The sequence below is a fragment of the Mesorhizobium sp. M0243 genome, assembly GCF_040321775.1.
Taxonomy (GTDB): Bacteria; Pseudomonadota; Alphaproteobacteria; order Rhizobiales; family Rhizobiaceae; genus Mesorhizobium.
Genome location: NZ_JAMYSF010000016.1, coordinates 78,107 through 91,241 on the forward strand (window position 1 = coordinate 78,107; position 13,135 = coordinate 91,241).

The 13,135-nt window shown below is 61.4% G+C and carries 14 protein-coding genes; 10 read left to right on the forward strand and 4 right to left on the reverse strand.

The window, feature by feature from the left end; genetic code table 11:
- On the reverse strand, nt 1-627 hold the full coding sequence (locus tag NKJ11_RS20670) for a gluconate 2-dehydrogenase subunit 3 family protein (RefSeq protein ID WP_352794188.1): 627 nt from the start codon (nt 625-627) through the stop codon (nt 1-3).
- A gap of 579 nt (nt 628-1,206) precedes the next feature.
- Between NKJ11_RS20670 and NKJ11_RS20675 the strand changes: the two genes are divergently transcribed.
- On the forward strand, nt 1,207-1,644 hold the full coding sequence (locus NKJ11_RS20675) for a VOC family protein (RefSeq protein ID WP_023813016.1): 438 nt from the start codon (nt 1,207-1,209) through the stop codon (nt 1,642-1,644).
- Between the two features lie 10 nt (nt 1,645-1,654).
- On the opposite strand, the gene NKJ11_RS20680 is transcribed toward NKJ11_RS20675, so the two are convergent.
- Nucleotides 1,655-1,960 (reverse strand): ribbon-helix-helix domain-containing protein, encoded by a 306-nt coding sequence (locus NKJ11_RS20680; RefSeq protein WP_023813015.1) that lies wholly within the window; start codon nt 1,958-1,960, stop codon nt 1,655-1,657.
- Nucleotides 1,961-2,186: 226 nt separating this feature from the next.
- Between NKJ11_RS20680 and NKJ11_RS20685 the strand changes: the two genes are divergently transcribed.
- From NKJ11_RS20685 to NKJ11_RS20695, 3 genes are all read left to right on the forward strand, one after another.
- Nucleotides 2,187-2,582 carry a VOC family protein gene (locus tag NKJ11_RS20685; protein ID WP_023813014.1) on the forward strand — a complete coding sequence of 132 codons (396 nt, stop codon included), beginning with the start codon at nt 2,187-2,189 and terminating at the stop codon, nt 2,580-2,582.
- 84 nt (nt 2,583-2,666) lie between these two features.
- Nucleotides 2,667-3,197, forward strand: a complete 531-nt coding sequence (locus NKJ11_RS20690) for a gluconate 2-dehydrogenase subunit 3 family protein (protein WP_352794190.1) — start codon at nt 2,667-2,669, stop codon at nt 3,195-3,197.
- A 46-nt stretch (nt 3,198-3,243) separates the two neighbouring features.
- Nucleotides 3,244-4,815 (forward strand): GMC family oxidoreductase, encoded by a 1,572-nt coding sequence (locus tag NKJ11_RS20695; protein WP_352794191.1) that lies wholly within the window; start codon nt 3,244-3,246, stop codon nt 4,813-4,815.
- 64 nt (nt 4,816-4,879) lie between these two features.
- Here the strand turns inward: NKJ11_RS20695 and NKJ11_RS20700 are convergent, their stop codons facing one another.
- A complete protein-coding gene (locus NKJ11_RS20700; protein ID WP_352553018.1) occupies nt 4,880-5,293 on the reverse strand; it encodes a hypothetical protein in 414 nt (137 codons plus the stop codon).
- Between the two features lie 309 nt (nt 5,294-5,602).
- Here NKJ11_RS20700 and urtA point away from each other — a divergent pair, with 309 nt between their 5' ends.
- The 6 genes from urtA (at nt 5,603) to NKJ11_RS20730 (ending at nt 11,819) form a co-directional block, all read left to right on the forward strand.
- A complete protein-coding gene (urtA, locus tag NKJ11_RS20705; RefSeq protein ID WP_352794193.1) occupies nt 5,603-6,913 on the forward strand; it encodes an urea ABC transporter substrate-binding protein in 1,311 nt (436 codons plus the stop codon).
- A gap of 97 nt (nt 6,914-7,010) precedes the next feature.
- Nucleotides 7,011-8,627 (forward strand): urea ABC transporter permease subunit UrtB, encoded by a 1,617-nt coding sequence (urtB, locus tag NKJ11_RS20710; RefSeq protein WP_352794195.1) that lies wholly within the window; start codon nt 7,011-7,013, stop codon nt 8,625-8,627.
- Entirely contained in the window at nt 8,624-9,856 is a 1,233-nt protein-coding gene (gene urtC / locus NKJ11_RS20715) for an urea ABC transporter permease subunit UrtC (RefSeq protein WP_352794197.1), read from the forward strand. The genes urtB and urtC overlap by 4 nt, the downstream gene beginning before the upstream one ends.
- Before the next feature lie 6 nt (nt 9,857-9,862).
- Entirely contained in the window at nt 9,863-10,609 is a 747-nt protein-coding gene (gene urtD / locus NKJ11_RS20720; protein WP_352612956.1) for an urea ABC transporter ATP-binding protein UrtD, read from the forward strand.
- Nucleotides 10,610-10,678: 69 nt separating this feature from the next.
- Nucleotides 10,679-11,374 (forward strand): urea ABC transporter ATP-binding subunit UrtE, encoded by a 696-nt coding sequence (gene urtE / locus NKJ11_RS20725; RefSeq protein ID WP_023813006.1) that lies wholly within the window; start codon nt 10,679-10,681, stop codon nt 11,372-11,374.
- A 268-nt stretch (nt 11,375-11,642) separates the two neighbouring features.
- Nucleotides 11,643-11,819, forward strand: coding sequence for a hypothetical protein (locus tag NKJ11_RS20730; RefSeq protein ID WP_023759335.1), 177 nt, complete (start codon nt 11,643-11,645; stop codon nt 11,817-11,819).
- A gap of 144 nt (nt 11,820-11,963) precedes the next feature.
- Here NKJ11_RS20730 and NKJ11_RS20735 read toward each other — a convergent pair whose 3' ends face one another.
- Nucleotides 11,964-13,115, reverse strand: coding sequence for a GGDEF domain-containing protein (locus NKJ11_RS20735; protein WP_023813005.1), 1,152 nt, complete (start codon nt 13,113-13,115; stop codon nt 11,964-11,966).
- Nucleotides 13,116-13,135: the final 20 nt, after the last annotated feature.

Below are 13,135 nucleotides of genomic sequence, written 5' to 3' on the forward strand. Positions count from 1 at the left end.
TCAGGCGCCTTTGCCGAGCCATTCGGGACGCCCGATGATCGAGACAGGCGGATGCGGATATGGCTGATTGTGTTTGCTGACATGGTCGCGGTAGTCGTAGCGGGCACCTGGAAAACCAAGCATGCGCCACGAGACCATGTCCTTGTTGCCGCCATAGACGGGGTCGGCAAAAAACCCTTCCATGGTGTTCTGCAGCAGAAGCCCGAAGAAACCGGGACCCTTGACGCCATTGGGCAGGTCGACTTTCCCGGCCTCCATTGCCGTCAGGAAGGCATCCTGTTCGGCCGGTGCGAGCTCGACGAATGTCTTGCCGTCCCGCTGTTTCAGGAAGGCGTCGATGGCGGCAAGCCCGGTGCGGTAACGCTGCGCCGGATTGGCCTCGCCCTGATAGCCCTGGGTGGGCAGTCCAGGCAGAAACGGGCCTTGCGTGTAAAGCCGGCTCGACGCTCCGAACGCCCCCATCAACTGCCTGTCGATATAGACGGCGCAACCGGCTTCCTTGCCGCCCATGCTGAGCTCGTCGGCCGGAATGATGCGGTCGACGATCGCCTCGACAAGGGCTGCTTCCTGGGCTGAGAAAAAGTGCCAGCCGCCGGCCACGACCTGCGTGGGTGGATCGGATGCCATTGGCGTCCAGGGCAAAGTGCCCGAGAACGATCGCGCAAAACCGGCCGATGTCGCGGTTGCCGTAAATATTGCGACCGAGGACAGGAAAAGACGCCGATTCATTCGAACAGGATTGCGATGGTTCATATTAGGAATCTCAAAAATAAGAGAACGCGCCCGGGAAGTGACGCCCAAGTAATCATGACAACGATAGTTGGGTTAATCCGCAGATCGAATGCCGATAGACTGCGAGATGAAAATGACCTCGTCAACCACATCACAAAATCGTTAGCGAGGGTTCGGTCGACTGCCGATCGGGTCTGGGTGTGTTGTTGAAGCCGGATGGCTGCCCGAAAGTCGGGCCACGATCTCGCGAAGCATCCGCCTACCTGCCCGGATGCTGGACCGATAGAAACAGCGTCGTGCCATCAGGCATGAATCAGGAACCAGCCACTGACCGGGTGGCGTTCGAGGTCGCGGTCAATGCCAGGCCCACCGCGACGCATCACCAGGCTCTCAAGATCCCTTGATCATACTTGCTCAGCTGGCAAGCAGGCTAATGAGTTTACGACCTGGACGACACCTTGTAGACTGAACACCATGGCGCTCAAACGGATGGACAACATAGGAATCGTCGTCGATGACCTTGAAGAGACGATTGGTTTCTTTGGCGAGCTCGGCCTTGAGCTCGAAGGGCGGGCTACGATCGAAGGAGAATGGGCCGGACGTGTCACGGGACTGGGCGATCAGCGCGTCGAGATTGCCATGATGCGGACGCCGGACGGCCACAGCCGGCTCGAACTGTCCCGTTTCCTCACGCCGCCTGTCGTCGCGGATCACCGCAACGCCCCGGTAAACGCCCTGGGCTACCTCCGCGTCATGTTCACTGTGGACGACATTGACGGGACGCTCGAAAGGCTCCGCAATCGCGGTGCGCGGCTCGAAGGCGAAGTCGTCCAGTATAGAGACGTGTATCGGCTATGTTACATTCGAGGGCCTGGAGGGCTTCTCATCGGGCTCGCCCAAGAACTCAGCTGAGCGCAATACGCTAAGCGGCCTCCCGCTTCGGCACCATCTGCTCATCCATCCCTGGCCGATGGCCGCGCAGATAGAGCGCGCAGGTGGTGCGCAGCATCGACGCAAAGTTCGGGATGGCGCCGTTGATCTCTATGGCTTCGTCATAGAGCTTGGAGATGAATTTCGGCGTCGTCAGGTTCTGGTTTTCGGCGATCTCGTCGAGCAACGCCCAGAATGTTCCTTCAAGCTGGATGCTGGTCGAGTGGCCGTCGATGCGAATCGAGCGGTTGATCTGGCGATAGCCTTCGGGATCCTGGCCCGCAAACACCCTGCACATCCGACAAACCTCCCATAATTGTTGGTCTTGGGTGGACGGGCGTGCAGTTTGATACTGCTTGACCTGTCCCCACATGCATTCTCGGGCAAAATCGCCGCCACGGCAATCGAACTTTTGTCCTTGTTGGCGATGGAGGACGGTTCACGGCTTCGGGCGTGGTAACCGGCTGCCACCACCTTTTGTCCGTGCCGCTCATAATCGTCTCCACACCAGAGCGGAGACTGATTTGGCCAAGGCGATCCACAGCATGATCCGGGTTCTCGAAGAGGCCCGATCGGTCGATTTCTACAGAAATGCATTCGGGCTCGATGTCGCCGACAGGCTGGACTTCGAGACATTCACGCTCATTTACCTCAGCAACGCAGAGTCGGGGTTCGAACTCGAACTGACCGTGAACAAGGATCGGCAAGAGCCTTACGGGCTCGGCGACGGCTACGGTCACCTCGCTGTCTCGGTCGCCGATCTCGACAGCGAACATGACCGTCTCGGTGCGCTTGGCCTCAATCCGAAGAAGATCGTCGAGTTCAACCGCGACGGATCGCTGATCGCCCGCTTTTTCTTCATCGAGGACCCCGACGGCTACAAGATCGAAGTTCTGCAACGCACAGGTCGCTTCCAATAGGAGACATCGCAGCCGCCTCTGAGGGGCGGCGCGCCAGCAACGGCGTTCTGAGCAGAGCGCACATAGCAAGCAGGGAGGAATAAAATGGTCACGATCTATGACGCGAAGCCTGGGCTTTCCCGTCGAGAGCTTCTCAGACGCGGCGGCATCGGTGCGCTGCTCGTCATCTCCGGCAGCGCCGTCATCAGCCCCGAACATGCCTGGGGGCTCGAGACATCGGCACTCAAGCCCGAAACCATGGCGACGCTGATCCAGATGGCGCGTGACATCTATCCGCACGATCGGGTTCCGGACAAATATTACGCCATTGCCGTGAAAGGTCATGACGAGCAGGCCGGCAAGGACGCCGCCTACAAGTCGATGCTCGAGGACGGCATCGCCGACCTCGACAAGAAGTCCGGTGGCGGCGGCTATCGCGGCCTTGGCTGGGAGGACCAGCGGATCGCCGTGCTGAAGCAAATCGAGGTGACGCCATTCTTCCAGGCCATCAGAGGCGGCCTCGTCGTCAGCCTCTACAACCAGAAAGAGGTGTGGCCGATCTTCGGTTACGAGGGCGAGTCCTATTCCAAGGGCGGCTACATCGCGCGCGGTTTCGACGACATCGAGTGGCTCTGAGCCCCGTCGTTCCTGAACCCGCAAACAGAAATCATGGGAGGAAACCATGGCAGCTTCATTTGATCTGAACAACGACGGCGTGGTCGTCATCATCGGCTCGGGTGCGGGCGGCGGCACGCTCGGCAACGAACTCGCCCAGAAGGGTGTCGACGTCGTCATCCTGGAAGCCGGCGCGCGCCACGAATACGAAGACTTCATCAATGACGAGTGGGGTTCGTTCAGCCAGCTCGCCTGGACGGACAAGCGCACCACGTCGGGTGACTGGCGTGTGGCCAAAGACTTTCCCAACCTGCCGGCCTGGATCGTCAAGTCGGTCGGCGGTTCGACCACGCATTGGGCCGGAGCTTCGCTGCGCATCCAGGAGCATGAGTTCAAGACGCTGTCGACCTACGGCAAATTGGAAGGCGCCAACCTGCTCGATTGGCCGATCACGCTGGCCGAGCTGGAGCCCTACTATGCCAAGGCTGAAGCCAAGATGGGCGTCACCGGCACCAATGACTGGCCGCGGCTGCCGGGCAACAACAATTTCAAGGTGCTGAAGGCCGGCGCCGACAATCTCGGCTATAAGGAATGCCACACCGGCAACATGGCGATCAATTCGGTCGATCGTGACGACCGCATGTCTTGCCAGCAGACCGGCTTCTGCTTCCAGGGCTGCAAATGGGGCGCCAAATGGTCGACGCTCTACACCGAGATCCCCAAGGGCGAGGCGACAGGCCATCTCGAAGTCAGGCCGAACGCCATGGCGATCAAGATCAACCACGACGCTAGCGGAAAGGTGACCGGCGTCGTCTACGCCGACAAGGACGGCAAGCTGCAGGAGCAGAAGGCGCGCATCGTCGCGGTTGCCGGCAATTCGATCGAGAGCCCGCGGCTGCTGCTCAATTCGGCGTCGGGAAAATTCCCCGATGGGCTTGCCAACTCGTCGGGTCAGGTCGGCAAGAACTACATGCGTCACACCACCGGCTCGGTCTATGCCATCTTCGACAGACCGGTGCACATGTATCGCGGCACGACCATGGCCGGCATCATCCGCGACGAGGCGCGGCACGATCCGTCTCGTGGGTTCGTGGGTGGCTACGAGTTCGAGACGCTGTCGCTCGGCCTGCCGTTCATGGCGGCGTTCCTTGATCCGGGTGCCTGGGGGCGCTCGTTCACCACCGCACTCGATCACTACGACCACATGGCCGGCCTGTGGATCGTCGGTGAGGATATGCCGCGTGCGGAGAACCGCATCACGCTGCATACCGACGAAAAGGACGCGCACGGCATGCCGATCGCCGACGTGCATTTCGACGACCATCCGAACGACACCGCGATGCGCAACCACGCCTACAAGCAGGCTACGGCACTTTACGATGCGGTCGGCGCCACCCGCACCTTCCCGACGCCGCCCTATCCGTCGACCCACAATCTCGGCACCAACCGGATGAGCGAGAAAGCGGAAGACGGCGTCGTCAACAAGCACGGCCAAGCGCACGACATCAAGAACCTGTTCGTGTCGGACGGCAGCCAGTTCACCACCGGGGCCGCCGAAAACCCGACCCTGACGATCGTGTCGCTCGCGATCCGCCAAGCCGACTACATCGCCGCGCAAATGTCGGCAAAGACGATCTAGTCACATCCTCCCGACAGACTGCTGGCGCGGAACCCGCAAGGTTCCGCGCCTTTTTCTTGCCGCCTCATTGCTTGGTGCAGGTCGAGGCGGTGAAGGCGCCGTCGGGCTGCTTCATGATGATGTCGAAGGAAGGCGCGGTTTCACCGTCCAGCGTCGCCTGGGTCAGCGACAGTGAATTGCCGCCGGCGGTATATCCGCCCAGCGGCCCCAGCCACGAGATCACGCCGTTTGCGTCCATTTGATAGTTATAGCCCTGCCGCGCGGTGCCGAAGACGCCGAGGCTGGTGTAGACGGGGCCGCTGTAGACGTTCCCCTTGATGGTGATGTCGCCGAGGCTGAGGAACATGCCAAGCAGGTACACTTCGCAATGATAGGCGCCGTCAGGCATCTTGCCGTCGCTGAAGTCGGCTCGCGCTGCCCCGGTTGCTGCCGTCAGAAGTACTATGCCGATGAAAATACGTGAAATACCTGAAACCATGACGTCGCTCGCTTGAAGAGCGAGCTTGCCCTATTTTTGCACCGCGCCGCAACATCGGTCGCCTGAGGCACCGGTGAGACCAAAATCTAGGCAGATTGGGCAAATGATCGAAAAATAGGCAGCAGCAGCGCAAGCTGCGCAAATTTCCCTCAATCGATTTCTGGCCACCTCTCTTTGTTTTGTAAGCTCTATATTCCAAGGTGCTGATATTTCTAATTTATTTGTGCCCTTTCGGGATTGCCAGAGCGGTTGGCATGGGGGTTGCTTTGTAGTGTTGCGGTGCAATCAACCAGCTTGGGAGTCCGTAATATGAGGGGTAATTTCTCGACAATAACAAAAATGTTTTCGGCGAGCGTGGTCGCCGCCGGCCTGTTGATGTCCGCTCCGGCGAAGGCCGCCGACGACACGATCAAGGTCGGCATTCTCCATTCGCTGTCGGGGACCATGGCGATTTCGGAGACGACGCTGAAGGACGCCATGCTGATGCTCATCGACGAGCAGAACGCCAAGGGTGGCCTGCTCGGCAAGAAGCTCGAGGCGGTCGTCGTCGATCCGGCTTCCAACTGGCCGCTGTTTGCCGAAAAGGCGCGCGAGCTGATCTCCAAGGACAAGGTCGCGGCGGTGTTCGGCTGCTGGACCTCGGTGTCGCGCAAATCGGTGCTGCCGGTGTTCTCGGAACTCGACAACATCCTGTTCTATCCGGTCCAGTATGAGGGCGAGGAAAGTGAGCGCAACGTGTTCTACACCGGTGCGGCGCCAAACCAGCAGGCCATTCCGGCCGTCGACTATCTGATGAGCGAGGATGGCGGTTCGGTGAAGCGCTGGGTGCTGGAAGGCACCGACTACGTCTATCCGCGCACCACCAACAAGATCCTCGAAGCCTATCTGAAGGCCAAGGGCGTGGCTGCGGAAGACATCATGGTCAATTACACGCCGTTCGGCTTCTCCGACTGGCAGACCGAGGTTTCGGCGATCAAGAAGTTCGGTTCGGCCGGCAAGAAGACCGCCGTCGTCTCGACCGTCAACGGCGACGCCAACGTGCCGTTCTACAAGGAACTCGGCAACCAGGGCGTCAAGGCCGAGGATATTCCGGTCATGGCCTTCTCGGTCGGCGAGGAAGAGCTTGCCGGTCTCGACACCGCGCCGCTGGTCGGCCATCTCGCCGCCTGGAACTACTTCGAGAGCGTCGACACGCCCGAGAACAAGAAGTTCATCGCCGACTGGCACAAGTTCATCAAGAACGACAAGCGCACCACCAACGACCCGATGGAGGCCCATTATATCGGCTTCAACATGTGGGTGAAGGCGGTCGAGAAGGCCGGCACCACCGATCCGGACAAGGTCATCGACGCCATGATCGGCGTCTCGGTGCCGAACCTGACCGGCGGCTATTCGACGATGATGCCGAACCACCACATCACCAAGCCGGTGCTGATCGGCGAAATCCAGGCCGACGGCCAGTTCGAAACCGTGTCGCGCACGCCGGGCCTGGTGATGGGCGACGAATGGTCCGACTATCTGCCTGATTCCAAGGACCTGATCTCCGATTGGCGCGCGCCTCTGTCCTGCGGCAACTTCAATGTTGCCACCGGCAAGTGCGGCGGCAAGGGCACGAACTGATCCCTCCCAGGGCTGACCTAGTCAGACCGCGCGCGTCTGGACGGCTTCCTCCGCCGTCCGGACGCCCACTTCAACCTTCAGGGGTTACCAGAGACCGATGAACCTGTTTCGTACGATTGGTTTGATGCTGTTGTTCCTGCTGGCGACGCTGTCGTCCTCCGGCGCCGGCGAAGCCGATCTGCGCGGCATCATCGCCAAATTCGCCACGGCCAAGGGCTTTTCCGAGATCGGAGCCGTCGTCCACGAACTGGCGGCCGCCGGCGATCCGGCTGTAGAGCGGCCGCTTGCGGCACTTGCCGACGGCAACCTCTATGTCCGCAAGGCCGATTCCCTGGTGTTTGTCGGCAAGGAAGCGGGCGAAAGCGTCCAGCTTTCCGACCCGTTGAGCGGCGAGGCATCGGGCGAGGCGGCCAAGGACGGCATCACCAAGGTCAAGGTCAACAACACGCTGCGTCGCGTCATCCGCGATGCGTTGGGCACGCTGACGCTTGGCGCCAAGGATCCGGCCGTGCGCGTTGCCGCCGCCGACACCATGTTCAAGACGCCCGACGCCGCAAACATCGGACCGCTCGACACGGCAATCGCCAGTGAGAGCGTGGCAAGCGTCAAGGCGCTGCTCGAACAGGCTCGTGCCGCCTCCGTTCTGGTCTCCGACCGGCCTGAAGCCGACAAGCTCGCTGCCATCGCGCTGATCGGGGCGCGGGGCGACCGCGACGCGGTTTCGTTGCTCACGTCTGTCGAGGTGAATTCCACCGACGCGGTCAGGCAAGCGGCGACAGCCGCGATCGCCAACATCAATTCGACGCTGGCCTTCTGGGATGCCGGCCAGAACATCTGGTACGGCATTTCGCTGGGCTCGGTGCTGCTGCTGGCGGCAATCGGCCTTGCCATCACCTTCGGCGTCATGGGCGTCATCAACATGGCGCATGGCGAGATGGTCATGCTCGGCGCCTACACGACCTTCGTCGTCCAGCAGGTGATCCGCACCTCCTTTCCCGGCCTGTTCGACTGGTCGCTGGTTATTGCGCTGCCGCTGGCTTTCCTCGTCGCGGCCCTGGTCGGCCTGATGATCGAGCGCGGCGTCATCCGTTTCCTCTACGGCCGGCCGCTTGAAACGCTGCTGGCGACATGGGGCGTCTCGCTGATCCTGCAACAGGCCGTGCGTTCGATCTTCGGGCCGACCAACCAGGAGGTGGGCAACCCCTCGTGGATGTCGGGCTCGTTCAATGTCGGACAGTTGGCGATCACCTGGAACCGCCTGTGGATCCTGGTTTTCGCGCTCGCTGTCTTCGGCATCCTGCTCTACGTGATGAAGCGCACGCCCTGGGGCCTGCAGATGCGCGCCGTCACCGCCAACCGGCGCATGGCCGCCTCGATGGGCATCAGGACGCCATGGGTAGACGCGCTGACTTTCGCGCTCGGCTCCGGCATTGCAGGCATTGCCGGTGTCGCGCTCAGCCAGATCGACAACGTCTCGCCCAATCTCGGTCGCGGCTACATCATCGACAGTTTCATGGTCGTTGTCTTCGGCGGCGTCGGCAATCTGTGGGGCACGCTGGTCGGCGCCTTCTCGCTCGGCATCGTCAACAAGTTCCTCGAGCCCTATGCGGGCGCGGTGCTCGGCAAGATCGTCGTGCTGGTGCTGATCATCCTGTTCATCCAGAAGCGCCCGCGCGGCCTGTTCGCGCTCAAGGGCAGGGCGGTGGAAGCATGATCACGGGACGCTTCTTTGCCGCCGGCGCGGACCGCCGCGTCGCCATCACGATCTTCATCCTGCTGGCGGTGGCCGTCATTGTGCCGCTGCTCAACCTTGCGGTGTCTCCCACCAGCGCCTTCTACGTCCCATCCTACATCGTCGCGCTCACCGGCAAATATCTTTGTTATGCGCTGCTCGCCTTGGCGCTCGATCTTGTCTGGGGCTATTGCGGCATACTCTCGCTCGGTCACGGCGCCTTCTTCGCGCTCGGCGGCTATGCGATGGGCATGTATCTGATGCGCCAGATCGGCTCACGCGGCGTCTACGGCAATCCCATCTTGCCCGACTTCATGGTGTTCCTGAACTACAAGGAATTGCCCTGGTTCTGGTACGGTTTCGACCATTTCTGGTTCGCCGGCCTCATGGTGCTCGCGGTGCCCGGCCTGCTCGCTTTCGTCTTTGGCTGGTTCGCCTTCCGCAGCCGCGTCACCGGCGTTTATCTCTCGATCATCACCCAGGCGATGACGTACGCGCTGCTGCTTGCCTTTTTTCGCAACGACATGGGGTTCGGCGGCAACAACGGCCTGACCGATTTCAAAGATATTCTGGGCTTCAACGTGCAGGCTGACGCGACGCGCTCGGCGCTGTTTGCCGCCAGCGCCGTGATGCTCGCGCTAGCCGTCTTCGTCACCTGGGCGATCGTCGGCTCCAAATACGGCAAGCTCTTGATGGCTGTGCGCGATGCCGAGAGCCGCACGCGCTTCCTCGGCTGGCGGGCGGAGAACGTAAAACTGTTCGCCTTCACCGTCTCGGCCGTCATGGCCGGCATAGCCGGCGCGCTCTACGTGCCGCAGGTCGGCATCATCAATCCGGGTGAATTCGAGCCGGCCAATTCGATCGAGGTCGTTGTGTGGGCCGCCGTCGGCGGGCGCGGCACCATTGTCGGACCGATCATCGGTGCGTTGCTGGTCAATGCCGGCAAATCCTGGTTCACCGGCGTGCTGCCGGAATTCTGGCTGTTTGCCTTGGGTGGGCTGTTCGTCGCCGTCACGCTCTTGCTGCCCAAGGGCATCATCGGCATGTGGGACAGCTGGCGCGGCAACGCCAGGGCGTTGCGGGCAGCTTCGATTGCCGAGGAAGCCGGCACCGATGCCGACGTCCCGCCGCCGGCGAAAATCGTTCGCAGCGAGGCGAGAAAGCCCGGCGACTGGTCCGCCAGCAACCCCGAACCGCAGCCGGCGGAGTGAGCGACCATGTCAAAGTCGAACACGATCCTTTATCTCGACGGCGTCTCGGTCTCCTTCGACGGCTTTCGCGCCATCAACAATCTGTCGCTGGTGCTCGACAAGGGTGAGATGCGCGCCATCATCGGCCCCAACGGCGCCGGCAAGACGACGATGATGGACATCGTCACCGGCAAGACGCGGCCCGACGAAGGCGACGTGTTCTTCGACGGCGAGGTCGATCTGACCAAGCATGATGAGGCCGAGATCGCCATGATGGGCATCGGCCGCAAGTTTCAGAAGCCGACCGTGTTCGAAAGCCACACGATCGAGGAAAACCTGATGCTGGCGCTAAAGGGGCCGCGCTCGATCTACCCGGCGCTGTTTCATCGCCGCTCAACCGCCGAGACGCGCCAGATCAATGACATCCTCGGCATCATCCGGCTTGGCGACAAGCGTAACGAACTGGCGGCCAATCTCAGCCATGGACAAAAGCAGTGGCTCGAGATCGGCATGCTCTTGGCGCAGGATCCGAAGCTGCTTCTGGTCGACGAGCCGGTCGCCGGCATGACCGATGCCGAGACCGAGGAAACCGCGCGGCTGCTCAAGGATATTGCCCGCGACCATTCGGTCATCGTCGTCGAGCACGACATGCATTTCGTGCGCGAGCTCGGCGTCAAGGTCACCTGCCTGCATGAGGGCTCGGTGCTGAGTGAGGGCACACTCGATTTTGTGTCGGCCGACGAGCGTGTCGTCGAAGTCTATCTGGGGAGATGAGCATGGTTTGGCGGGTGCAGTTCCATCACTTCGATTTGTCGTTTCTGCGGTTCTGGAAAAGGCGCTGACATGCTCGAAGTTTCCAATGCCACGCTGCACTACGGCGCCGCCCAGGCGCTGCGCGGCGTGTCGCTGAAGGCGGGCGCCGGCAAGATCACCTGCGTGCTCGGCCGCAATGGCGTCGGCAAGACCAGTTTGATGAGATCGATCGTCGGCCATCACCGGCTGACGAGCGGAAGCGTTGCCTTCGAGGGGAAGGCGCTCGACCGGAGCGCGGCGTATGACCGCGCCCGGTCGGGCATCGCATTCGTACCGCAGGGCAGGGAGGTCTTTCCGCTGCTCACCGTGCGGGAGAACCTGGAATCAGGCTTCGCGCCGCTGAAACGGGCCGACCGCAACATTCCTGCACATGTCTTCGAATTGTTCCCGGTGCTGAAGCAGATGCTCGGCCGTCGCGGTGGCGATCTTTCCGGGGGCCAGCAGCAGCAGCTCGCCATCGGGAGGGCATTGGTGATGCGGCCGAAGCTGCTGGTGCTCGACGAGCCGACCGAAGGCATCCAGCCGTCGATCATCAAGGACATCGGCCGCGCCATCCGCTACCTGCGCGACCAAGCCGGCATCGCCGTGCTTTTGGTCGAACAATATCTCGATTTCTGCCGCGAACTCGCCGACGAGGTCAACATCATGGACCGGGGCGTGATCGTCCATACCGGTCCGGCGGAAGATCTGGACCGTGCCGATGTCCGGAAGTTCCTGACGGTGTAGAATCGCCGCCGCACTTCAGTTGACGATCCGAAGTCCTTGCCAAATCCAATATTTCTCCGGCCCTGCATCAGCGTCTCTGGTGCATCGGCAACTGCGTGCTAGTCTTTTCCTAGGCTTTTGTGAGTCGGCCGCTTCCGTACCAGTCTGGTTTATCGCAGATCGAGGCCGCGGCTATCACCGGCAAGTCTCACGCAAGCAAGGCTTCCTAGCTTCTCTCCTGCGATCTTTGTCGTTCAACGCGTTTGGGCACACAGGCTAAGGGACAGCCATGGAACGTTACGTCGAGGACTACCAGAAGCGGCGGCTTACCGAGCGCGTCGATATCATCACTGCCATCAACATCTTGAAGTCCCAAGGCTACGGCCATGACGACCTGATCGAGGAGATCACCAAGGTCTTCTATGTCGACCTGGATGCATTCAATGAAATCGTGATGGCGGCGTAGAGCAATTCTGGGAAAAGTGCGAAGCGCTTTCCCTGGATAATTGCATCAGACAACGGGTTAGAGCAGCTCGCCGTTTCCTTGAAACGGTGAAATGCTCTGGAAGTCGCACAGCTCATCGTGATCGTGGCTGCCACAGATGCGCGATCAGCCTGCGCGCCTGAACGGAGAGGCGGTGACGCGGTTGCGGCCACCGCGCTTGGCGTCGTAGAGCGCCTTGTCGGCGGTATTGAGCACCTTGTCGAAGCCGAGACCTTCCTTGGTGCCGAAAGCAAATCCGGCACTGACCGTGCATATCAGCGAGCCTGTCTCGGTTTCGATGCGGTGCGCGGCAAAAGCTGTCCGTATGGCCTCGGCGGTGGCCTCCACCGTTTCGGGCAAGGTCCGCTTCAGCACCAGCGCGAATTCCTCGCCGCCCATGCGCGCGGCGACGTCGCCCGGGCGGAGATTGCCGGCGAGTTCCCGTGCGAACACCTTCAGCACCTCATCGCCGGCGGCGTGGCCGAATTCGTCGTTGACGGCCTTGAAGTTGTCGAGATCGAAGACGACCACCGCCGTGAAGGCGCCGACCGGCGCATCGCCGTGCAGGTCGAACAGGGCGCGGCGGTTGAGCAGGCCGGTCAGCGGGTCGGTCAGGGCATTGTGGCGGTGATGCCGGGCCAGACGTCCCTGGTTCAGGGCCAGGGAAAGCGCCCCGATCCCGGTCATGCTGGCGATGACGATGATGAGGCTCAGTTCCTCGGCCCAGTTGCTTGGCGCATGTCCAAGGACCAGCTTTCCATCCAAGGCTAGAACCATGGCGCAGAGAGCGAAGGATGCGGCCGTGGCGGAATAGAGCGCGGTGATACCGATCGTCAGGGCAGGGGCTTCGTCGCGGCCTTTCCAGTATTCGACCGCCGTTGCGAACAGAAGCAAGGCGGCGAAGGCATTTTCGAACATGAAGCCCAGCCCGTCATAGCCTAGAGCCATCGGAGGCAACGTCACGGCCAGCGAAATGGCGCTGCCAAGCACCGTTCGCGGCACTGGCGAGCCGCCGGTTCTGAACTGGTAGGCCGCGCCCAGCATTGTCGAGAAACCGAGCAGGAGGAAAGCCAGCGTGGCGATGCCGAGCAGGCGCCCGGGCATATCGATATAGGCGTCATAGACAAAAATATCGCCGACCACGAACACCAGACTGATCGCCCATGTCAGCAGGAATTTCTCCGAGCGAGCGGTCAGCCACATGCCAAACAATGTCAGGCTCAGGCAGGCAGCGGAAAAACCGACAGCCAGCAGAAGTGAAGTGTAGTCGAGCGACATGCCCCTCGTCCTTGCCCGCG

Excerpts from the sequence above, each read along its gene's own strand:
- NKJ11_RS20675 (WP_023813016.1), top strand. The coding sequence starts at position 1,207 with ATGGCGCTCAAACGGATGGACAACATAGGAATCGTCGTCGATGACCTT.
- urtE (WP_023813006.1), top strand. The coding sequence starts at position 10,679 with ATGCTCGAAGTTTCCAATGCCACGCTGCACTACGGCGCCGCCCAGGCG.
- urtC (WP_352794197.1), top strand. The coding sequence starts at position 8,624 with ATGATCACGGGACGCTTCTTTGCCGCCGGCGCGGACCGCCGCGTCGCC.
- urtB (WP_352794195.1), top strand. The coding sequence starts at position 7,011 with ATGAACCTGTTTCGTACGATTGGTTTGATGCTGTTGTTCCTGCTGGCG.
- urtA (WP_352794193.1), top strand. The coding sequence starts at position 5,603 with ATGAGGGGTAATTTCTCGACAATAACAAAAATGTTTTCGGCGAGCGTG.
- NKJ11_RS20730 (WP_023759335.1), top strand. The coding sequence starts at position 11,643 with ATGGAACGTTACGTCGAGGACTACCAGAAGCGGCGGCTTACCGAGCGC.
- urtD (WP_352612956.1), top strand. The coding sequence starts at position 9,863 with ATGTCAAAGTCGAACACGATCCTTTATCTCGACGGCGTCTCGGTCTCC.
- NKJ11_RS20735 (WP_023813005.1), bottom strand. The coding sequence starts at position 13,115 with ATGTCGCTCGACTACACTTCACTTCTGCTGGCTGTCGGTTTTTCCGCT.
- NKJ11_RS20670 (WP_352794188.1), bottom strand. The coding sequence starts at position 627 with ATGGCATCCGATCCACCCACGCAGGTCGTGGCCGGCGGCTGGCACTTT.
- NKJ11_RS20690 (WP_352794190.1), top strand. The coding sequence starts at position 2,667 with ATGGTCACGATCTATGACGCGAAGCCTGGGCTTTCCCGTCGAGAGCTT.
- NKJ11_RS20680 (WP_023813015.1), bottom strand. The coding sequence starts at position 1,960 with ATGTGCAGGGTGTTTGCGGGCCAGGATCCCGAAGGCTATCGCCAGATC.
- NKJ11_RS20695 (WP_352794191.1), top strand. The coding sequence starts at position 3,244 with ATGGCAGCTTCATTTGATCTGAACAACGACGGCGTGGTCGTCATCATC.
- NKJ11_RS20700 (WP_352553018.1), bottom strand. The coding sequence starts at position 5,293 with ATGGTTTCAGGTATTTCACGTATTTTCATCGGCATAGTACTTCTGACG.